Genomic DNA, 22,536 nt, shown 5'->3' on the forward strand with positions numbered 1-22,536 from the left:
CATTTTTCGGACAGACGTGTTCACCGAGTGTTCACCCTATCGCTGGGCACGGCGACGGTTGGCTACCAAACGTGGAGCGATAACGTGCATACGCGGTTTCGCGGGCTTTTGCGCACTACCAGAAGTACCCGAGATGCCCGAACGTCCGGCAACGGACGGGGCAATAGTGCTGCTTTCTTCCGCCTGACCGTAGAACAGGCGCTGGCATACGTCACGGCATTTGCGCATCACGCCAAGCAAGTCGTTCTCGAAATGCTGGCCACGATGCGCGCCATAGCCAAGGTATACGGCAATGCCACCGAGCGAATACATGTCATCGGGCAGAATATCCGCCTGATTGGCACGGCCGGACCATAGATAGTTGCCGTTGCGTGCCGCCGTGCAGGTGGTCCATGCCTTACGCAGTTGGATGGCATCGATGGCACTGATGAGTTTCTTGTCCTCCAGCACCTGCAATGCTTCCAAAGTTCCATTAACGCGCAGGTCTTTGATATCACCGGCATGTTGAAGTTGCAGCAGTTGCACGGTCCACTCCACATCGGAGAGCCCGCCCTTGCCGAGCTTCAAATGGCGTTCACGGCGCACACCGCGCGGCAGTCGTTCGGCTTCCATACGAGCCTTGAGCTTGCGAATGCTCTGCAGTTCGGCGTCAGTCAGTTCTTGGGTCGGGTAGCGCAGTGGGTCCGCAATATTGACGAGGAAATCGCGAGCCAGTTCCGCGTCTCCCGCCGCATAGCGGGCGCGCAACAGGGCCTGATGCTCCCAAGTAGATGCCCAGGATTCGTAGTATTCCTCGCAGGAGGCGTACGAGCGCACAATAGGCCCGTTCTTACCTTCTGGACGCAGATCAAGGTCGAGTTCGATCTTCGGTTCCAGTGTGGTTGGTCCTTGCAGAATATTGCGCAAGTCCTCTACCGCCTTCTTGGCGAACGCGTTCGCCTGGGCATCGTCAGCATCGTCTGCCGGACGGTAAATCAGGATGGCGTCGGCATCGGAGCTGAAGTTCACTTCACGGCCGCCGTAACGGCCCATAGCGATCACCGCGATATCCGCTGGGGCGGATTCCAAACCGAATGCGCTCACCTGATGGCGTACTGCCCACTTGAGCGAGGCATCGATAATGGCATCATAGACGTCAGTCATAGCCTTCAGGCAGGTGGCATCGTCCATCACGCCGCTCATCCATGCCAAACCGATGCGTTCGATTTCGTGGCGGCGCATCGCGCGCACGGAATTAGCGAACTCGTTCATGCTTGAACCGAAACGTTCCAGCGTGGAATTCGTTTGTATGTCCAGAGCCTCACGAGTGCGGGCCTTGAGATTATCATCATCGCCAAGCCAACTGATGGATTCCACCGACTTGTTCAGTGCATCGCCAAGGAATCTGGAATTGGAAAGAATATGGCACAGGCGCTGTGCGGCCGACGTGGAATCGCGAAGGAATCCAAGATAGCCGGATTGGGTGCCGAAGTTTTCCTCCAGCTTGCGCCAGTTGAGCAGACCCATATCTGGGTTCTGCCCCTCTCCCAACCATTGCAGTACGGCCGGCAGAATAATGCGGTTGATTTTCGCGGCGCGGCCGACTCCTGCGGTAAGCGCCTGCACATGGCGGATGGCGGCATCTGGATCGCCAAAGCCAATAGATGCGAAACGCTCCTGTGCGGCAGCATTGCTCAACGTGATCTGATCATTCTCAAGTTGAGCGCTAACCGGCAACATCGGACGATAGTAGATGTCAAGGTGCAGGTGGCGAACCTCGCGGCGAGTGTCATCGTATTTCTCGACCAGTTCTTCTGGATGCAGGCCGAAGGCGCGGGCCAGTCGGCGAAGTTCCTGATTCTGATTGAGCGCATCAATGTCAATATCACGCTTCTTCTCGAGCCCGCCTATGGAAGCGCGCCCCAAGTCTGGGAACAAATGCGTACGCTTCAACGACCAGATTTGCTGGCGATGCTCCATCACACGTTCAAAACGGTAATCCTGGGACATGCGCACGGCTTGTTTGCGGGAGATGTAGCCGCCATCGGAAAGTCGCTGCAGTGAATCGAGTGTATTGCTGGTGCGCAGTGATTCATCGGTTCGACCGTGCACCAGCTGCAGCATCTGCACGGTGAATTCCACGTCCCTCAAACCACCGCGACCAAGTTTGATTTCACGATCTTTCAAAGGGGCTGGAATCAAATCCTCAACGCGCTTGCGCATTTTCTGGCAGTCATAGACGAAGTTCTTACGCTTGGATGCACTCCAGACGAACGGGCGGGTCATGTCCATGTAAGCTTGGCCGAGCTCCGGATCGCCGGCCACCGGTCGAGCCTTAAGCAATGCTTGGAATTCCCAGTTTTCCGCCCACTGTTCGTAATAGTTCTTATGCGATTCAAGCACACGAACCAGCTGGCCATCCTTGCCTTCCGGGCGGAGGCCACCATCAATCTGCCATAATGGCTGTTCGGCCACACCCATAATCGCCGACTGGCATACGCGCTGCAAGGTGGTGCCCATCTTGGTTCCCACACGAATCAACGTCTGATGATCAACTTCTTTGCTGGCTGGTTCCACCACGTAAATCAAATCCACATCGGACACATAGTTCAATTCCTGGGCACCGAGTTTGCCCATGCCGATAATGGTGAACCGTACCTGCTCACTGCCCTCTACCTCGTTGCGGGCGATGGCCAGTGCGCCTTCCAACGCTGCGTCGGCAAGGTCTGAAAGCTCATGGCTAATGGTCGGCTGAATAACGGTTGGATCATCGGCTACTGCATCCTGCGCAATGATGGCGGCCAATTGCTTACGATAGCTGGCTCGCAATGCTGTAGCGGCTTCAGCCAAATCCTTGGTGGCTTTTGGATGTGCCAAATCATTGGGGTCGGCACCGACTGCTTCAAGCAGGTGAGCCCTGCGTTGCGCATGGTTGAACAGATGACTGTTGCAGTTATCTACGGCTGCCGCTTCCACCAAGTCCGGCTTGAACCGCATGAATTTGCCCATCGCATCGGAGACGCCCAGCACAGTGATGAGTCGTTTGAGAGCATCGCCATCCGGCATGACCTGCTTCAGGTCACGACCGCTGGATTGCATGGCGTTGACGATGTCTACGAAATTGCGCAATGCGATGTCCGGGTCGCCGGCATGGGAAAGGTATCCCAGAAGTTCACTGCGATGGGAATCCGAAATCCCGTCCATCTTCAACTGATCGAACAGCTCACGGGCCTTATCGAGATCCTGCAATCCTGCCCTGATCAACGACATGGCACTGGGTTTGAACGTCGTCATTGCTTCCATAAGTTTCCACTATATACGCATGTAGGCCTCTATACCGCGCATTCTCCAGATCGAATGCATGGTATAGAGGCCTACAAGCCCGCTATCAAACTACTCGTTGAACAGTGATTTGACGTTGCGCCAGATGCGGCGGGTGGTGGCCGGGTGATTCATCGTGTACAGGTGCACGCCATCGACGCCGTGAGCCACCAAATCAGCAATCTGTTCGGAGGCATACAGGATGCCGGCGTTGTGCAGCGCTTCGGTATTGCCTTCCCAACGATTGAGCAGCGCATCGAGATGCTCTGGAATGCGCGAAGCATTGCGCTCTGCCATACGACGGACTGATTTGGCACCGCGCACTGGCATGATGCCGGCTTCGATTGGCACTGTGATACCGGCTGCGCGAACCTTGTCGCGGAACCGGTAGAAATCATCATTATCGTAGAACAGCTGGGTAATGAGATGGGTGACACCGGCATCAACCTTGATTTTCAGATGTTCGATATCTTTGTCCAAAGATTCAGCCTGATAGTGGCCTTCGGGATAGCATGCGCCGAACACCGTGAAGTTTGGCTTACGTTCGCGGATGTAGGCCACCAAATCGCTGGCATGCTCGAAAGCACCGACTACCTGTTCGCCGTCGATGTAGTCGCCGCGCAAGGCCAAAACGGTGTTCACACCGGCGTTCTCGAACATGTCTAACGCCTCATCGATTTTGGTTTTGTCCGAATAGAGGGCAGTCAAATGGGCGACTGCCGGAATGCGGTATTCGTTCACGATGGTGTTAGCAATGCGTGCGGTGGCGGTGCGGTCGGAATGCGTGCCGTGACCGTAGGTGACGGAGATGAAGTCCGGCTTCAGATCTTCAATGCCATCCAACGTGTCATAGATGGTTCCCACCGGAGCATCTCGCTTAGGCGGGAAAACTTCCAATGAAAACATCGGCGTATGCATAATGGATTCCTTTTGGTTATAGTATGGCTCCCTCTGATGAGGGAGCTGTCGAACGCAGTGAGACTGAGGGAGAGAAGTTTTGCGATGATGGAATACTCTCTCCCTCAGTCAGCTTCGCTGACAGCTCCCTCATCAGAGGGAGCCTATCGAGATTAGGCCCCAGCTTGACTGATAGTCACTCGTGAGGGAGCCTCATTTGGTTTACTTAGCGAGCTTGGCGCGGACTGCCTTGGCGGCGGCGACCAGATGCTCGAGGCTCGGCCAGGTTTCGGCGTTGCCACGGGTCTTCAGACCGCAATCCGGGTTAATCCACACCTTCTCAACGTCCATCTTCTTCAAGATTTCGTAGATACGGTCTTCGATTTCCTTCTCGGACGGGATACGCGGAGAGTGGATGTCGTAGACACCCGGGCCAGCTTCGGTTTCGAAGTGTGCATCGTGGATGGCGTCGAGCACCACCAGATCGCCACGGGAGGCTTCGAAGGAGATCACGTCGGCATCCATCGCGTCAATGTCGCGAATGATGTCGTTGAATTCGGAGTAGCACATGTGGGTGTGAATCTGGGTGGTGGGCTTCACTGCGGAGTGCACCAGACGGAAGGCCGGCACTGCCCAGTCGAGGTACTTGACGTGCCAATCGGACTTGCGCAGCGGCAGCTTCTCACGCAGAGCGGCCTCATCAATCTGGATGACCTTGATGCCTGCAGCTTCGAGGTCAAGCACTTCGTCGCGGATGGCGAGGGCCAGCTGCTTGGTCTGCTCCTCATGAGTGATGTCTTCACGCGGCCAAGACCAGTTCAGGATGGTCACCGGACCGGTAAGCATGCCCTTCATCACATGGTTGGTACGGGACTGAGCGTATGCGGACCATGCCACGGTGATCGGCTTGGCACGGGAGACATCGCCCCAGACAATCGGAGGCTTCACGCAGCGGGTGCCGTAGGACTGCACCCAAGCGTTCTTGGTGAACAGGAAGCCGTTCAGGTTCTGGCCGAAGTATTCGACCATGTCGTTGCGTTCGAATTCGCCGTGGACCAGCACGTCGAGGCCGATCTCTTCCTGGTGCTTGATGCAGGCGTCAATCTGAGCCTTGATGAACTCATCGTAGGCTTCCTTGGTGATTTCGCCCTTGCGCAGCTTGGCACGCTCGGCGCGCACTTCCTTGGTTTGCGGGAAGGAGCCGATGGTGGTGGTGGGCAGCAGAGGCAGGCCAAGGGCTTCGCGCTGCAGCTTCTGACGCTCTTCGCGAGCTGGCTGGCGCACGTAATCATCAGCGGTCAGGCCGTTGACACGATCGGCGACTGCCGGGTCGGCGGCTACACGAGTGCCGTCGAACAAGGCCTGGTTGGCGGCGAGGGCTTCGGAAGCCTTCTTCTCGTCTTCGGTAGCGTCGGCAAGTACGGCGACTTCCTTAAGTTCGTCGAGCTTTTCGACGGCGAATGCGAAGTGCTTCAGGTCTTCAGCCGGAATGCCGGTTTCACCTTCGGTGCTGAACGGTACATGCAGCAGGGAGGATGCGGTGGAGACGGCCACATTGTCGGTAACCTGCTTCAGTGCGTCCACAAGGCCGAGGGAAGTGGCGTAATTGTTGCGCCAGATGTTACGGCCATTGACCACGCCGGCGAAGATGGTGGTGTTGGAAGCAACGCCGTACTTAGCCACGGCTTCAAGGTTTTCTTCGCGGCCTTCGTTCAGGTCCAGACCGATGCCGTCGAAGCCGAGCAGATTCACGGTTTCGTACACGTCGGCGATATGACCGAAGTAGGTGTTGAGCAACACCTTGACACCGGCCTTGGCGGCCAGAATCTTGGTGTAGAGCGTCTTGAAGAGTTCCACGTCGCCCGGCTCCTTGTCGAGCACGAGGTACGGCTCGTCAAGCTGCAGCCATTCGGCACCCAGCTCGTTGAACTTGGTGAGCACTTCAGCGTAGACGGCGGCAACCGCGTTGACGAGGCCCTTGTCGTATTCAAGTTCGGTGGCCTGATCGGTACGGGCGAGCTTCAGGAAGGTGTACGGGCCGATGAGCACCGGCTTGGTGAGGATGCCGAGGGCCTTGGCCTCGTTGAACTCGTCGAACGGCTTGGTGGAGTTGAGCTTGATCTCCTCGCCGGGTTCAACTTCGGGCACCAGATAATGGTAGTTAGTGGTGAACCACTTCTTCATTGGCAGAGCGGTGACGTCGCCCTTTTCGCCCTGATAGCCACGCGCCATTGCGAAAAGCGTGTCTTCCTGGTTTTCGAAGGCGAGACGCTCATAGCGCTTCGGAATCACATTCAGGAGGATGGCAGTATCCAGCATCTGATCGTAGTAGCTGAAGTCGTTGCTCGGAATCAGGTCAATGCCAGCGGCCTGCTGCAGCTTCCAGTGCTTAGCGCGCAGCTCGGCGGCGGTAGACTTGACGGCGGCCAGATCGTTGGCGCCCTTCCAGTAACCTTCGATGATCTTCTTCAGTTCGCGGTTCTGCCCGATGCGCGGGAAGCCGGAGACGGAAGTCAGAGTGGACATGAATCCTCCAATGTATGCGTTCGTAACCCGACTTAGGCTACCAAAACATCACAGATTCAGACTCATAAGAACACTTTGAGTGTCGTTATAGAGCAAACTTATAGCCGTCCTCGTTGGCTCCCCTTGTCAGGGGAGCTGTCGGCTTGGCCGACTGAGGGGTAGTCAGACCGGTCAAAGGGAATCAGTCAAAATCCTTGACGTTGATTACGGCGAGCAGATCGCCGCTATGCACCTGCCATTCGTCGAACGGCTTATCAGAGCCGAAAATCACCAAAGACGCTGGCGAGAGACCAAGGTTCAGCAGATCGAGACGCTCGGCATCAGAATCCGCAGAGGCAATCCACTGCGAAGCGATGGACACTGTAGGCTCATGACCAACAATCATGAACACACGCTGCTTTGGCTTAACGTGGGCAAGCTCATCGAAAACAGCCTGCACTCCCCCGTCATACAGGTTGATGCGATAGTCCACAATGGGATCGTCGCCGAAAATTTTCAGCATGCGATCCAAGGTCTGACGTGTGCGCGTTGCCGCCGAGCAGGAAATCTGGTCAGGCTTAAGCCCAAGAGCCTCAATACCTTTACCAACGGTTTTGGCTTGCTTCAGGCCTTTATCGGTGAGCTCGCGTTCCAAATCATCCTTGCCGCCAAAGGGTTCGGCTTTGGCATGCCTCATGATGATGAGAATATGCTTGTATTTCTTGGCCGCCTTGGCGACTTTGTTCAGCTTGATGCCCACTTCGAGGCTCCCTCTCTTCAAGGTTTTGCACAGCTCACAACGAACAACACAAAGTCATTCCAGTATAGCCCGTTGTGAGCGTTCACATATTCATCGGCATGCATCCACAAGAAAAATCAGTCGACAAACATCTTGAATTTCTAGGCGGCAGCAGATTCCTCGCCTTTATCAAGCTCACCCAGCTCGTTCACCTGACGATCCAAATCGCGCAGCACCTTGCGCAGCTTGTGGTCGGAGATGTCGCGCAATTCCAGCTCCTCCAAGCGTGCTTCGCGCTGCTCGTCGGTCAGCTCATCCACGTCGGTTACCGTGTCCTTCGAGTAGCGTTCACGCTTCTTCAGAGCGGCGAAGCCTGGTGCCATTGCACGCGAAATTACCAAGAAACCAGTGTGGCCAATCATCTGATGATCCGGACGGACCGCCAAACCTTGCGCCTTCCAAGTGCGTTCAAGGGTCTCCTGAATCTGCGGCTCGGTCCAGCAGCCTGCCGCACGCAACGCCTCAGCCAGTCGGCTCATCTGAGTGGTGGTGGTCACGTAGCAGACCAGCACACCACCGGGAGCAATCACCCTATACGCATGCTCCAAACGATTCCACGGGTCAATCATGTCGAGCATGATGCGGTCGAACCAATGCTCTGGCAAATCGGCGGCCACGGAGTCGAAGTCACCGGTCAATAAATCCCACCAAGTCGGCTTCTCACCGTAATACAGTGTGGCGTTCGCCTCAGCCACGCGGGCGAATTCGGAACGCAATTCGATGGTGGTCAGATGGCCGGACTCCCCCACGGCATCCAGCAGGTTCAGACTCATCGCGCCCGAACCTGCGCCGGATTCCAGTACACGCAAGCCAGAGCGTATATCGCCAAGCTGAATCACCTGAGCGATGTCTTTCGGATACATGATCTGCGCGCCGCGCGGCATCGAAAGCACATAATCAGCCAAACGCGGGCGCATCGCCGCATACTCCCAACCGCCGATGGCACGCGAGGATTTCCACGGCTTATTCTTGTCTTTCTCCGGATAGACCTGATTGACCTGCGCCTCACGCTTGGCATGCACAGTGGTGATCACTGTGCCTTCCACGGCGCCGATCACATCGTCGTGCAAGATGAGTCCATGCTCGGTTTGCGTGGAGCCGCCCGGCACCAGCTGGTCGGTGATCTTCTTACCTTTGCGGTCGGTAAACTGCACCTTCTCGCCCGCAACAAACGCTCCACGCCTAGGATTCATGGATTACTCCTCGATGATAGCTCAATGAATTCGCTTTCAAATCTGATATAAGACGACTCAGTCTAATGATGTCATGAGAAAATCTCTCCTTACTCTAGCGAGCCAGGGCACAGCACTCCTTCAAATGCTGTTGCAGTCCCTCATCAACCGCAAACAGGTACAAGCCATGCACTCCACGCTTAAGGAGAACATTCAGTTCATGCTTAATGTTCTCTTCAGAATAGTTTGTCTCCAAATCCTTACGTTTGTTGGTTGCTAAATAATTGTGGCTCTTTTGAGGATTGAAGAGAATTTTTCCGTTTCGATATTGCACTGAAGGGCCAATGATTACTCCAGCGTAATTCAGATCAAAACCTTGGATGGTGAAGGTGGAACCAATTTCATCGATGGTATATTCCTTTTCCGCCCATGCCAAATCCTTATCGATAGACTTTGGGGCGGGATCGGTCAATTGATAGTTCCAAGGCTTGCAGAAACGACTTTGATCCGTATCGCCCAAAATATACCCTTTATCGTCACCATTATTAAGGCCCATATGCCAGTGTCCTGAGTCATCACAATGCATCATCACATTCCAGTATCCATTGGGATCATCGTCATTGGCAGATGAGGAATATTTCCAATCATATGTAGCGAGCACACGGGATAATCCGGAACCATTCCATCCACCAGCAGTAAGTTGCGATTTCTCCTTTATCGCTTCAAAGAGCGCAACAGGGGAATCGAACACCTTAATGTCATAAGGCCGGCTATCGGGACCGCAGTTTGCATGGTCTTGCGGAATCGGCCCAAAATCCTTTCCTTCAGCAAACCGATTAATCCAATCGACAATTTCTTGACTTGCCGCAATGCGGAACTGGTCCCTCAACTGAATATGAGCAACATCGATAGGCATGGATGGCAGCCCGTCTTCTTCACCTAAACAAACAGTATTGAAATCACCGATTTTCCCGACACTCTGAGCGCTTTCCTCATTCATCGCCTTATTAATTTCCTTTGGGAACAACCGTTCAAGAGCAGACGAATGCCATTGCTGCCGCGCCTGAAGTATTTGTTCCGGATCGAATACCGCGATGACCATACGCGCGCGTCGGAGAATATCATAAAGTTGGTTCTTGCCTGAGTAGCCCTGAGTACCTTGCGTCGTAAGAAGATGGGCCTCGTCGATAAGCACAATATCTGCTTCACCTTTCGGCTTATCGGGGATGCCTCGCCCATGACCATTCGTTTCACTAAAACGATTGATGAACTGACTAGGCAGCATCACCACTTCGTTTGATTTCTTCTGCAATCCAAGCTTTACAGCAATTTGGTTGTAAACGTGTACCTGCTCCTTGTGATTGACCAGAAGATATGTGGAGAGACTATTCTTCCGCCAAGAATTCAATGTTGGCTGTTCTTCATCTTCGGAATATGTATCACCCTGAATACCAATTTCCGTAGCAATACGGTAAAACAGGTGGCTCAACAGCACGGTCTTCCCTGTTCCGGCAGCACCCTGGACAAAAATAAGCTTGGAATTCTTTACCGAATCAGCATCATGCTGGCGTGCCATGAATAATGCATCAAGTTGTGCAAGAATCTCCTCTTCAGCATCGATTTGGTGAGAACTGAGACGATGGAAAGGCGAGGCTTTGAATAATGCCGAATCACGGATGATTTCCTCTGTTGGAAAAAGTTCAGGATCATCCTGATGCAATCCCAGCCATATTTTGGAAAAAATATTGTCGAACTGATCAGATGTGTAATATTTTCCCTGCGCATTCGTACGTCGATTATTGAGTCTCTTGACTGACTCAGTACTCGACATGTAATGCATAAGACGATTTTCAACATCTAGGGTTAAAGACTTGTTGAACATCGGATGCGCAATCACATACTGCTCGAACGCATCAACATCCTTGTCAACTGCTTCAGCAACTTCCCGCCAATCATCCCGTTTCCGAGAATCCTGCGCGAGGTGTTCTAATGTTCTATGCCGTATATCATTTGTTTCACCGATATATGCCGTATATTCTTTTTTGCTGGAATACCGGTTCTTTCCTTCCGAATACACGATGTATACCGTTGGATACGACAGAATGTAAGACATGATTTCTTCCAAGTTAGAACCGTACCCAATCATGTCCTTTAAAGGGCTATGAGAACGTTTGTTCAACGCATCTTCGAAATCTTCTTCCGCATATTTACCATACGGAAGTTTGATGATGGTCGGTTTCAAATGTTCAATGCCCATATATACATTATGTACATCGTCGTCAAAGTCCGCGTTAACGACATCCAGCAGGTTCTAGAATGACAGATATGATTAGCGACAGCACTATCCAGGCGATACATAAGTTCACAGAAGAACGTAATTGGGGACAGTTTCATACACCGGCCAATTTAGCGAAATCCATTTGCATTGAGGCAGCGGAACTATTGGAGTATTATCAATGGGTTCCGGAAGCCCCTGCCGCGGATGCGGAACACGCTCAAGAAGAATTGGCCGACGTACTCACATACTGCATTATGATGGCCGACGCACTCGGTGTTGATATGGATAACATCATCATGAATAAATTAGCTAAAACAAAGCGCAAATATCCATCCGAAGCCGTTCGCAATAATTTCAATGAATATGAAACTAGACATCTCAATGCAAGATCGGACAGCAAAGAAGCTATTAAAGAATAATTGCAATAGGAGCACTACCATGCGACTTCAGATGAATGGGAAAATCAGCGTACGCATTGATGGGCCTATAGACAATGCTCCTCCGTTGTTCTTGATGTTCCACGGGTATGGGAACGACGAGAGTGAAATGGTGCGCATCATTGACGCGGTGTATGCAGGTACCAGCGAGCAGCCCGATTATCTGTCGTTCCGCGGCACCTATTCAAGGCCATATATGGGCGGGCATTACTGGTATCCGGATGGATGCGGCGTGGATGAACGACAGCGCGAATGCACAGCGGTTGGCGAAGCGTTGACGCAATTGATTGACGCACCGGTTTTCCGGAATCGACGCAAGGTGCTTATCGGATTCTCACAAGGCGGCTATCTCTCGTACCGTCTCGTCAAGTCACACCCGTACCTATTCGACGCAGCGATATTGCTCAGCCCATCATTTCAAGGCGAAATAGGAGCGCGGCTCCCGGATTCCTACACCCGATTCTTCCTAGCGTATGGTTCGTTGGACAGTACCATTCCACTTCAGGATCAAATCAACGCGCGCAAGGTACTGGAATCCAGTAGAGATTTCGTTCACCATGAATACCCAAGCATGACCCACGCCATCTGCGATAAGGAAATTGCCGATATTCGCGACTTCATCAACAATCTATAACAACACAATGCGGTGGCATCGTATTTATCTGCAAGATGCCACCGCACTCTAATCAATATTTTGACTTTGCCTGTGCTTTAGCGCACGTCCCATTCGGGCTTCCAGGAATATTGCATGTCGTAGGCGGAGGCCCAGAACATGTATTCGTTCTCCACTCCGACCACAAAGATGTCCTCAAGCTCCTGCTTGCGCTCCTCGCTCAGGCCCTCAACGAGTTCTTCAATATGCGCAATCAGCCATGCCGAGGAGCTCCAGAACTCTTCGGTCTTATACATGTCAACCCAGCTCTTGTACGGGTTGCCTTCGAGCGAGTCAGCAAACTCGGCAGCAAGACGCTGGCCGTAATCGGCGTACACCCACGCGCACGGTAGTACAGCCACGAGAATATCAACGAGAGGGTTGCCGTAGGCGATGGAAAGAATGTTCGACGTGTAGGCACGAGCGAATGCGGACTGGCGCACATTATTCATCTCGTCGGCGCTGATGCCATAGCTGGCCATGTACTTGCGGTGCATGGCGGATTCCACGTTGAAGATCGCGTTCTGCACGTTGGCCATGAATCGCATGATTTCAGGATCTTGCGTCTTGGTGAGTGCGAGCGCATGCACTTTGGCGTAATCGTTCAGATAACGGTAGTCCTGCAACAGGTAGAATGCGAATTTTTCGCGGGCCAGTGTACCATTGCCGAGTTCGCGCAGGAATGGCTGGTTGTAGCCTTCCTCCCACACATGATTGGCGGCCTGGCGCAGACGCTCGGCGAATGGCGGCAGATGATCGAGCGTAATCGGGCCGAATTGGGCGGCATCGAATGCCATAATTGCTCCCTTCGATGGTGTTGACCAACAGGTTCCAAGGGTCAGGCGTCTCGCCTTTCTCAACCCGGTACTTCACCTTCCGCCAGTTCGCCAGAACGTGAACGCATCGAGTTCCCCTGCAACGGCCTCATTATACGGGGTCAGGACTGTTTGCAACAGCCCGTCCACAGCCCGCGTAATGCAATAATCCTCGAAATCGCCTCACTATAGTGGACACTGAAGTAACCGATTACATGCCGATTGAATGCGCATACAGCGGCGCAAACATCGACGAACTATAACAAAGGAGTTCAGTATGGCACTGATGGAACCGCCTGCGATTCCTGTTCGCAAGGCGCATGATGGTCTGGAGCTGCCGGCCATTGGTTTCGGCACTTATAAGGTCAATGGTTTCACGGGTGCTGAGGCTATCAAGTCTGCGCTTGAGGTCGGCTACCGTCTGATTGATTCAGCATTCAACTATGAGAATGAGGGCATCGTCGGTAAGGCGATTCGCGAATCCGAAGTGCCGCGCGAGGATATCATCGTGGCATCAAAACTGCCGGGCCGTCATCATCAGTATGATCAGGCCCGCGTGACCATTGAGGAATCCGTGGCTCGCATGGGTTTGGATTACATCGACCTGTATCTGATTCACTGGCCGAACCCGTCCCAGGGCCAGTTCGTGGAAGCATGGCAGGCACTGGTCGATGCGCAAAAGCAAGGCATTGTGAAGCATATTGGCGTGAGCAATTTCCTGCCCGGTCATATCGACTTGCTGATTCGTGCCACCGGCGTGACTCCGGCCGTGAATCAGGTCGAATTGCATCCGTTCTTCCAGCAGAACGAGCAGCGTGCCTACGATGACGCGCATGGCATTATCACCGAGGCATGGAGCCCACTTGGCCGCGCCAACCAGATGCTCAAGGATCCGACCATCGTGCGTATCGCTGAAAAGCATGGTGTCTCCCCTGTGGCCGCAATTTTGCGCTGGCATCTGCAGTTGGGTGATGTGGCAATTCCGAAGTCGATGCATGCCGAGCGTCAGCGCGCAAACCTTGAGCTGACCGGTTTCGAGCTGGATGAGCAGGATATGCAAGACATCGCCGCAATGGATAATCCGGAGGGTTACACCTTCGGTCAGAATCCACATTGGCATGAGGAAGACTGACCTCCTGCAGTGACTGTGGTGCACAGCTTCACATACTGTTCACTACATAAATGTTAACTTCCTGAACTTTTACGCGAGCCTATCGCAGATAACCCGATTATCTGTGATAGGCTCGCTGACGTTGATGGCAACAATGACGCCGCCACCGAATAGAACGGAGAACATTATGACCGACGCATCCGTCTTCGATCAGTACCCGCTTGATCAATGGAAAGAACCATCCCACCGCATCATGGACCGCTTCTCGCTTGCTGGCAAGAAAGGATTCGTGACCGGAGGCGCGGGCGGACTCGGCCGCAATGTGGCCGCTGCCTGGGCCGAAGCCGGTGCCGATGTGGCAATTGTTGATTTGCCGCGCACCAAGGAAACGCTTGAGCCGCTCGCTCAAGAACTGTCTGAGCGTTATGGTGTGAAGGTCGTGCCGCTCTACTGCGATGTGTCCGACAAAGCACAGGTCGATGCGCTGAAGACCTCGCTGGTTGACGCGCTTGGCACCGTAGATGTGGCGTTCATCAATGCCGGTGTGAATGTGCCCGGCGATGATGCTGACGAGCCATACGAAGTTTGGCAGAAAACCATCGATATCAATCTGACTGGCGCTTACCTGACCGCACAGATTGCCCAGCACATCATGCGCGAGCACAATCACGGTGGCTCTCTGGTGTTCACCTCGTCATTGTCTGCGCATAATGCGAACTTCATCGCCGGCGGTCCTTCCCCAGTGGCCGCTTACGGTGCCTCCAAAGCCGGTATCTATGAATATGCGCGCTATCTTGCGGCCGCATTGGCACCGTATGGCATTCGCTCGAACGCCGTCTCCCCCGGCTACGTGTGGTCTGGTATTTTCGAAGGCCGTATCGTTCCCGAAGCACACGATATGATGACCGCTCCTGTGCCGATGCGACGCTTCGGCACGAATGAGGAAATCGCCACCGCAGTGCTGTTCCTCGCCAGCGACGCATCCTCGTATGTCACCGGCACGAATCTGCAGGTAGATGGCGGCTATTCCGTGTACTAACTTCCCTGCCGACTGATGCCACCTTTGTGACCTGTGGCTTTGAACGGCTGTGCGTGCCTCATCGATACATTCGACGTTCCACGCGCAGCCGTTTTATATGCGCTGTTCTTCTTATTCCCAGCTTGACCGACTTCGGTATTCGCACCATTTGCATTCCCTCGAACAGTAATGTTCTTAGCCTGCAGCGCTTTTACCCATCGCTCATCCATACACGTACCGCCTTGTCGTTCTATCGTTCAATAAACCGTCTATCGTAGTTGCGGATCGGCAAAACGACGATTGCGCAGGACCGGCAGCGCTCGCCGTGCTGCATCGAGAGCATTGCGATCAAGATTAACGGTGATGAGTTCCGCGGCGCTGCTTCCGGCTTCGGCGAGCACTTCGCCAAGTGGGCTGATGATACGACTGCAACCGATGTTGCGACTGCTTACCTCGCTGCAAGCCAGCACATAGCACGTGTTCTCCACCGCCCGCGCAGCAGTCATCAGTTTCCAGTGATATTCCTTGAGCGAACCGCGTACCCATGCTGCTGACACCACTATTACATCAGCTCCGCGCACGGCCAGAGAGCGCGCGGTTTCAGGAAAACGCACGTCGTAGCAGGTCATGACACCGATTTTCCAACCATCGATATCGATGATGGGCGGCAATGCCTCACCGGGTTTGACCACTGCGGACTCCTTGGCCGAGAACGCATCATACAAGTGCAGTTTGCGGTAAGCCGCCATAATTTCGCCGTCACGAATCGCCAGGAACACGTTGGATACGCGGGCGTCTGCCGAATCTTCGGCTGGAGCGATATGAACCGTGCCCATCAACGTGATATTTCGTTTGGCACTTATGGCTTTGAGCTCGGAAACGAACGGTCCATCAATGGGTTGCGCATGAGTTGCCGCGAACGCATCATCATCACCATCGCGCGCGATTAGTCCTTCGGGAAGCGCTAGCAATCGCGCACCTTGGGCGGCTGCCTCGCCAGCGAATCCGTCAATGATCTCGAGATTGCGCTCTGGTCCCCGTGCCACAGTGAACTGCGCGATGGCTGCCGGCAGCTCCGCAGTGCACCATTGCTTTTCGCGCATTGTCACACCAGCCCGAGGGTGCGGAAGGCGTTGGCAAGGCCGTTATCGTGGATATCAGTGGTCTGCAGATCGCAGAACTTCTCGATGTCATGGATAGCGTTGCCCATCGCCACAGACGTACCGGCGGCCTTCAGCATGGCAGTGTCGTTGTCCGAATCACCGATGGCAATCGTGTCTGCGATGGTGTAGCCAAGCGCATCGGCCACATTGCGCACGGCAGTACCCTTATCGATACCGTTGATCAGCAGTTCGCCATTGTTCGGAGAGATCTTGTCGTATGAGCCGTGCACAGTTTCGAACCAGGGCGACAAATCACGCTTGGTCTGTTCAAACGTCACATCCGGGTTCGGACCGGTGAAGTACGAGCCTTTGCTGACTTTGATGGTCTCGCCCAGCGTTGAGCCGAACGGCACTTCCACCTCGTCGATACGATGCCAGAACTTCGCAAACTCACCACGGTTGAATGCTTTGCCTTTGGACTCCAAATGGCGGCAGTATCCTTCGGAAATATACATGCCGTCCGCACCCTGCCATTGATAGCTTTCAATGTGGTGCAGCTTGAAGTATTCCATCGCCGCATCCACTGCCGCAGCCGGCACTAAGTGCTGGAACAGGATGGTATCGCCAACGTTCGCTTGCGCACCGGCTACGGACACCACGCCGTCGAAGCCCAGATTCAAAATACTGCGCTCGATTTTCGGCATAGAGCGACCGGTACAGATGAACAGCTTGTGCCCGTTGCGCTGCGCCTCATGGCAGGCCTCCTGCGCGGATTCGGGCACCACATGGTTCTCATCCGCCAAAGTCCCATCGATATCAATGAAAACGAGTTTGCTCGAAACCATCAAAATGTCCCTTCATCGCATACCCAATCATCAAGGCTTGAATACACCAGTTTTTGTCTCTTGTTGTAATGCTCTTCAACAAGGCCCTCACCAGTCTTTATACCCTGGCTCAGCTATTTCCATGAGACGCGTGTAGGCCTGTTCCAACATCATCAGCATCATGTTACCGGCATCGGTGATATCAGCTTCATGACCGGCAATATCGTCGACATCATCTGCAGGTACAGCATCGTTCTCATCTCGTGCATGCCAGAACATCATATACGTCTGTTTTGCCTGCTCGGCAACAGCTCGCGCTACATCGTAATCCTTGATGAGCGGCTGTATGCCATCCAGATTCTCAATTGTGGCAAGCATCAGAGCGAGCGCTGTATCATCCGCCCTTTGTTTGGAGTACACAATGTAATCATCATCAAAACCATGTTGACGTGCATAATCGCCATCAGAAACTTGCAGCAGCATATGCAAATCTTCCACAGCTCCCTGTACGCTACACTCGTTGTAGGCATCTACAAGACACAGACCCGGACGAGCGTGACTCAGCACATTGGTCAGATACGACACGGTGAAATCCCGGTCCGGCCTAAGTATGGCAGCGTGGCCATGCGCATCTGTATCTTCAGGATGTTGGTCGATGCGCAGTAGATGCAATGCACGGTATTCGTCAACGTCCACCTGAGCCCGTTCGATGCCCAGCATAGCGGTAACACCAAGCATATGATCGAGCATACCAATCATGGCGCTTTTCAGTCCTTTCGCAGCAAGGTAGTGCGGCAGATACACTGACTTGTCAAGCTCCTTGAGCTCATGACGCCTAAGATTGAGCACGTAATTAGCCGCCCACACGCCTAGTTGCCCGGCTGTGGGACGCAACCATTTGTTACGCTGCCCCATAGTGACGGGTGGGTCGAACAGGTCATCACATTTGACGGACTCCAGAGAGAATCGCGCCCCGAACAACGCGTTAATCTGCACATCAAGACATTCACGCAGTCCCTTGAGCGCGGGGTCTCGCTCAGCGTCATAGTCGTCGTCTGCACTGGTGACAATATCGTTGAAACGAGCTTCAGTCTTGGCATGCTCGATACGCTTTTTTAACGCTCGTCTGACGATATCAAGGTCCTTATCAGTGGCGTGGTTTTGGTCAAGGATTCCGTTGCGACCGCCTTCGTGGGTAAGCGGCATTCCATCAACGACATCGGCAAGTCGCAGCGCCTCCATAAAGTCTTGCGGCCGTTCGGTCTGTAGCGTGGCCTCATCAAGTGGCACGGTGAACACCACTACATCGTCATCGACGAGAAACGTGCGCGCCAGACGATCCGCACGTGGCTCGACCATCGCGATGGAACGTTCCAAAATAATACTGTCTGAATGGACTACCACACAGTCGCTCTCTGCAAAGTCGCTTAACAGATCACGTGCGATGGTGGCGCGGATTGTAGATGTGAATCGCCGGGAGATGATTAGTCTGCATCGTGCTTTTATACCAGCAGCGGCAGAGCGGATAAGTTCCTCGCAATCTTCCACAATCGGGTCCACATATCCGTTGACGAAGAATGCCGGCATTTGTTCTTTGAGATATGCCTGGAAGGATTTGACGATTATTTCGATATCGTCATCTCCGAAGCGTGTACGCCAATCAATGTTCGGCGTCTCTAATTCTTTCACTCGATTGGTATTACCGATGGATATGACTTCAGCCAAACGGCGTGTACAACGCCGGTCATACTTTTTGAGTGATTCGCAATATGAGACCGCCTCATCCGACAATCCGAATTCACGGAGCAAATGCTCATAGGAGAGACTTGCAACTGGCTTCATGCGATTGTCCTGTGGAAGCTGAAAGCTACCGGTCAGTTCTCCAAGAATCTGTGTGAGCTTAGTCGTGTTACCGAGCAGCCAACGCAGGCGATCTACATAACAAGCATCTTGCGGTAGACGCCCTTGCGCGATATACACGGCATACATCTTCGCCAGTTTCGCGGAATCTCCAAGCCTTTCATAAGCTGCCTCCAACATAGTGAACCAACCGTGCGGCAGAACCGCCGTCAAATCCGGTTCATCCCGTTTCGGCCAAATCTGCGTATCCATGTCGATTGATTCTTCGATGGACGGCATACAGTTACCAAGCAATCCAACGGTGTGACGGTTGCCAATCCAATCCGTCCAGCGATTGAATCCGGTTATAATCTCCAGCCCCTCAGCCACGGAGCTCATCTCTTTGGCATCACTACTGAACCATGTGCCCAATCGATCCGCCATATACCGTTCAACAATGTCTGATGCCTCATGTGGCATGACCATGCGATTGGCACGAGAACCACGGGATGCATAACGGTGACGATAAAACAAGCGGAAGCACACAGCGCATGCGTGCACACACTGCGGGGCACCATTCCGCGTGCACGTGCATGACATGCCCGTGACCGTTTCCTCATCATCATTCTTCATACATATCGTCACGTGGGTATGGGCCCGTTCGTCGGTCGCGCCCATCACGTCCACTGCGACGATTCGATGAGTATCGTTTGGAAACTCATTCCAATAACGTAGGCGACCGCATTCATACAAATCACGACCATCTCGCAGCAGCTGTCTTTCCTGGTCGTAATCCCGCTCCTCGCCTACACGCCCGGAGAAAAGCATGCTGAATTCCATTACTTTGGTCGGTTCGACATCGAAAACCGTAATATCGTCATTACCTCTGCTGCCCACGGTTTCCAAGTATATTGGGAAACCATTCATGGACAAAAGATAATGACTAGAAAACCCCTTTTATTCCGCGAGTAGTAAAGCGTAATCACACTGCGTAGGCGGACCAGCGGCCGTGGCTGTGTTCGACTTCGATGGGCATGCCAAACAGGGCGGAGAGACGCTCGTCGGTCAGGCCTTCTTCGAGCGGGCCGGAGTAGATAATAGTGCCGGCTCCGGGGTTACCCATTGCGTCGATACCATCGCTCGTGGCATCCTCAGCCGAAATCGGCTTGCGGCCCATGATGGCGATATGGTCGAAGCCAGCAGGAATCTCCTCAAGACGGTGGGTCACGAGCACCACCGCACGGTTGGAGCTTTCCTCGCCGATGCGGCTCAACGTGCGCATCACCTGTTCGCGGCCACCCAAGTCAAGGCCCGTGGTCGGCTCGTCCATAATCAGCAATTCCGGGTCGCCCATCAGCGCGCGGGCAATGAGCACACGAGTGCGCTCGCCTTCGGACAAGCGCCACATCTGCTTGCCTTCCAGATAACCTACGCGGAAGTCATGCAGGAGCTGGCGGGCACGCGCATATTCCGCCTCGGTGTAGGTATCCTGCCAGCGGCCAGTCACCGCGGAAAGCCCGGTGACAACCGCATCCAGCGGATCTTCGAAATCAGGGAATTGACGGCCCAAATCAGCGGAGGCGAGACCGATACGCGTGCGCAGCTTGAATACATCGTATTTGCCGAGCTGATGGCCGAGGATGAACACGCGACCGTCCGAGGGGAAAGTGCGGGTGGCGAGCATGCCCACCGCCGTTGATTTGCCGATGCCGTTCGGACCGAACAGCACCCACCGCTCCCCCGCCTTGACGGTCAGGTTCACGTCGGTGATGATAACGCGGCGATTGCGGCGGAATTCAACGTTGTCGAGTTGGAGAACGGTGGTGGGCATAGCGAATAATCCTAGAAAATGATAGCTGTAATAACACATGGAGGGAAAGCATCGTCTTATAGGCGATGTCTCTCCCTCCGTCACGCTTCGCGTGCCACCTCCCTCATCAGAGGGAGGCCAGGAACGGACTACTTCTTCTGTTCGTCGAGGACGGACTGGTAGACCTTGACAGTTTCGTCGGCGATGGATTCCCAGCTGAACACGTCACGGGCGCGTTCGTAGCCGGCCTGGCCCATCTTCTTGCGGAGTTCCGGATCAGCCATGATCTTGTTGATGGCATCGGCCATATCATGCACAAACTTATCCGGATCAGTCGGGGTACCAGTGCCATCGTGCAGCTGATCAATCGGCACCAGGAAACCGGTCTCGCCATCGACCACAACCTCAGGGATGCCGCCGGTGGCGGAAGCCACCACAGGCAGACCGCAGGCCATAGCCTCAAGATTCACAATGCCCAGCGGCTCGTAGATCGACGGGCAGATGAAGGCATCGCAGCCGTGTTCCAGAGCAGACAGCTCGTTCTTCGGCAGCATCTCCTCAATCCACACGATGTTGCCACGCTCCTTATCGAGCTCGGCGAACGAGGTCTTGACCTCTTCCATAATCTCCGGAGTATCCGGAGCGCCGGCGCACAGCACCACCTGAACATCCGGGTTCACGAAGTGCAGCGCCTTCAGCAGGTATGGCAGACCCTTCTGACGGGTGATACGGCCTACGAACAGCAGGGTCGGCTTGGAACGGTCGATGTTGTAACGCTCGAAGACCTTCCAACCCGGATCGTCATCGGCCGGAGTGGCGAATTCAGACATGGTGATGCCGTTGTACACCACAACCACCTTATCCGGGTCAAGGTTCGGGTAAGCGGTAAGAATATCCTTACGCATACCACCGGAGACGGCGATCACGCGATCAGCGTGCTCGTAAGCATCCTTCTCAGCCCAAGAGCTCAGGTTGTAGCCACCACCGAGCTGTTCACGCTTCCACGGGCGGAACGGCTCCAGAGAGTGCGCGGTAATGACCAGCGGAGTGCCGTGCAGCATCTTGGCCAGATAACCAGCAAGGCATGCGTACCAAGTATGAGCGTGGATGATATCAGCATCGACATCATTGGCGATCTGCAAATCCACGCCGAACGTCTTCAAAGCACCATTAGCATCAGCCAGCTCGGACGGTGTATCGTAGCCTACAACCTTAAGGCTACCCTTGGCTTCGGCGGCATTCGGAATCGCTGGAACATCAGCCTCAGTGCGCTTGCCATCAAAAGCACGCACAGTCACATCGATACGTTCGGCCAAAACCTTGGACAGTTCTTCGGCGTGCACGCCAGCGCCACCATAGACATGCGGCGGGTATTCGCGGGTGAGAATGTCGACCTTCATTGGACTGCCTCTCCTTCTTTTCATCAGAACACTGGAAGCAAGTTCTACTTTAAGGCACAGGACCCGCAAAAACGCACAACATTCAACGTGCGTTTTGCATTTTGCCCGCACATTAACCCCCATCCAGACCTCACAAAATGCCTACCGATAGAGCAACCTGATGAATGCAAAAACTAGACGAAGGACATACTCTCAGCCTAGACTGGAGATACTCGCACAGGTCTTAATCGAAGGGGTAACATGACCAGGCAACAACCACAAAACCCATATGGACAGACAGGCCAGCCATCACCATCGCATCAGCCCAATCCATATCCACCTAATCAGGCTAATCAACCCAGCCAACCCAGCCAATATGGCGGACCTTCATATCAAGGGAATCCGCCGCAGCAATCACATCCATACCCCCAGTACACCAATTCAACCAATCCTCGGCAGAATCCGTATCCTCAGCAGCAATACCCGTACGCTCAGCAATCCAATCCATATGCACAATCTGGCGCACGCCCGAACAATCCACCCGCCTCGCATGTACCGGCAAATCCGCGCCCTGCACCATCTCAGTACTATTACACA

At 54.0% G+C, this 22,536-nt stretch carries 17 protein-coding genes; 4 read left to right on the forward strand and 13 right to left on the reverse strand.

The features are described from left to right. Positions 1 to 36 precede the first annotated feature (36 nt). The 6 genes from BISA_RS06490 to BISA_RS06515 all read right to left on the reverse strand — a co-directional run bounded on the left by BISA_RS06490 (position 37) and on the right by BISA_RS06515 (position 10,930). A complete protein-coding gene (locus BISA_RS06490; RefSeq protein WP_420308640.1) occupies positions 37 to 3,273 on the reverse strand; it encodes a bifunctional [glutamine synthetase] adenylyltransferase/[glutamine synthetase]-adenylyl-L-tyrosine phosphorylase in 3,237 nt (1,078 codons plus the stop codon). A 99-nt stretch (positions 3,274 to 3,372) separates the two neighbouring features. Further along, a complete protein-coding gene (gene metF, locus BISA_RS06495) occupies positions 3,373 to 4,218 on the reverse strand; it encodes a methylenetetrahydrofolate reductase [NAD(P)H] (protein WP_033890913.1) in 846 nt (281 codons plus the stop codon). Positions 4,219 to 4,419: 201 nt separating this feature from the next. Then, complete coding sequence (metE, locus tag BISA_RS06500; protein WP_033890914.1) at positions 4,420 to 6,723, reverse strand: 5-methyltetrahydropteroyltriglutamate--homocysteine S-methyltransferase; 2,304 nt, start codon at positions 6,721 to 6,723, stop codon at positions 4,420 to 4,422. Positions 6,724 to 6,904: 181 nt separating this feature from the next. Beyond that, positions 6,905 to 7,462 carry a SixA phosphatase family protein gene (locus BISA_RS06505; RefSeq protein WP_033890915.1) on the reverse strand — a complete coding sequence of 186 codons (558 nt, stop codon included), beginning with the start codon at positions 7,460 to 7,462 and terminating at the stop codon, positions 6,905 to 6,907. A gap of 140 nt (positions 7,463 to 7,602) precedes the next feature. Next, positions 7,603 to 8,694, reverse strand: coding sequence for a tRNA (adenine-N1)-methyltransferase (locus BISA_RS06510; RefSeq protein ID WP_033890916.1), 1,092 nt, complete (start codon positions 8,692 to 8,694; stop codon positions 7,603 to 7,605). 94 nt (positions 8,695 to 8,788) lie between these two features. Continuing rightward, the gene (locus BISA_RS06515; protein ID WP_033890917.1) at positions 8,789 to 10,930 is read right to left on the reverse strand and encodes a DUF2075 domain-containing protein; all 2,142 of its coding nucleotides are present in this window, start codon (positions 10,928 to 10,930) and stop codon (positions 8,789 to 8,791) included. Positions 10,931 to 10,998: 68 nt separating this feature from the next. On the opposite strand from BISA_RS06515, the gene BISA_RS06520 reads away from it, so the two are divergent. Both BISA_RS06520 and BISA_RS06525 read left to right on the forward strand, forming a co-directional pair. Further along, positions 10,999 to 11,370, forward strand: a complete 372-nt coding sequence (locus BISA_RS06520; protein ID WP_033890918.1) for a nucleotide pyrophosphohydrolase — start codon at positions 10,999 to 11,001, stop codon at positions 11,368 to 11,370. Positions 11,371 to 11,401: 31 nt separating this feature from the next. Next, entirely contained in the window at positions 11,402 to 12,022 is a 621-nt protein-coding gene (locus tag BISA_RS06525) for an alpha/beta hydrolase (RefSeq protein WP_033891192.1), read from the forward strand. Between the two features lie 77 nt (positions 12,023 to 12,099). Here BISA_RS06525 and tenA read toward each other — a convergent pair whose 3' ends face one another. Continuing rightward, positions 12,100 to 12,837: a thiaminase II gene (gene tenA / locus BISA_RS06530; protein ID WP_033890919.1), complete on the reverse strand. Its 738-nt coding sequence runs from the start codon at positions 12,835 to 12,837 to the stop codon at positions 12,100 to 12,102. Between the two features lie 301 nt (positions 12,838 to 13,138). Between tenA and BISA_RS06535 the strand changes: the two genes are divergently transcribed. Together BISA_RS06535 and BISA_RS06540 are read left to right on the forward strand one after the other, a co-directional pair. Further along, positions 13,139 to 13,987, forward strand: coding sequence for an aldo/keto reductase (locus BISA_RS06535; protein ID WP_152597207.1), 849 nt, complete (start codon positions 13,139 to 13,141; stop codon positions 13,985 to 13,987). Positions 13,988 to 14,153: 166 nt separating this feature from the next. Continuing rightward, positions 14,154 to 15,005 carry an SDR family NAD(P)-dependent oxidoreductase gene (locus tag BISA_RS06540; protein ID WP_033890920.1) on the forward strand — a complete coding sequence of 284 codons (852 nt, stop codon included), beginning with the start codon at positions 14,154 to 14,156 and terminating at the stop codon, positions 15,003 to 15,005. Positions 15,006 to 15,253: 248 nt separating this feature from the next. Here the strand turns inward: BISA_RS06540 and BISA_RS06550 are convergent, their stop codons facing one another. The 6 genes from BISA_RS06550 to BISA_RS12260 all read right to left on the reverse strand — a co-directional run bounded on the left by BISA_RS06550 (position 15,254) and on the right by BISA_RS12260 (position 22,519). Next, positions 15,254 to 16,087 carry a nitrilase-related carbon-nitrogen hydrolase gene (locus tag BISA_RS06550; protein WP_033890923.1) on the reverse strand — a complete coding sequence of 278 codons (834 nt, stop codon included), beginning with the start codon at positions 16,085 to 16,087 and terminating at the stop codon, positions 15,254 to 15,256. 2 nt (positions 16,088 to 16,089) lie between these two features. Then, the gene (locus BISA_RS06555; protein WP_161786499.1) at positions 16,090 to 16,935 is read right to left on the reverse strand and encodes an HAD family hydrolase; all 846 of its coding nucleotides are present in this window, start codon (positions 16,933 to 16,935) and stop codon (positions 16,090 to 16,092) included. A gap of 84 nt (positions 16,936 to 17,019) precedes the next feature. Further along, a complete protein-coding gene (locus BISA_RS06560) occupies positions 17,020 to 19,677 on the reverse strand; it encodes a hypothetical protein (RefSeq protein WP_033890926.1) in 2,658 nt (885 codons plus the stop codon). Positions 19,678 to 19,732: 55 nt separating this feature from the next. Next, positions 19,733 to 20,581, reverse strand: a complete 849-nt coding sequence (locus tag BISA_RS06565; protein ID WP_033890927.1) for an ABC transporter ATP-binding protein — start codon at positions 20,579 to 20,581, stop codon at positions 19,733 to 19,735. A 128-nt stretch (positions 20,582 to 20,709) separates the two neighbouring features. After that, complete coding sequence (gene glgA / locus BISA_RS06570; protein ID WP_033890928.1) at positions 20,710 to 21,960, reverse strand: glycogen synthase; 1,251 nt, start codon at positions 21,958 to 21,960, stop codon at positions 20,710 to 20,712. A gap of 328 nt (positions 21,961 to 22,288) precedes the next feature. Next, positions 22,289 to 22,519, reverse strand: coding sequence for a hypothetical protein (locus tag BISA_RS12260; RefSeq protein ID WP_051917383.1), 231 nt, complete (start codon positions 22,517 to 22,519; stop codon positions 22,289 to 22,291). Positions 22,520 to 22,536: the final 17 nt, after the last annotated feature.

Source organism: Bifidobacterium saguini DSM 23967 (genome assembly GCF_000741715.1).
Taxonomy (GTDB): domain Bacteria; phylum Actinomycetota; class Actinomycetes; order Actinomycetales; family Bifidobacteriaceae; genus Bifidobacterium; species Bifidobacterium saguini.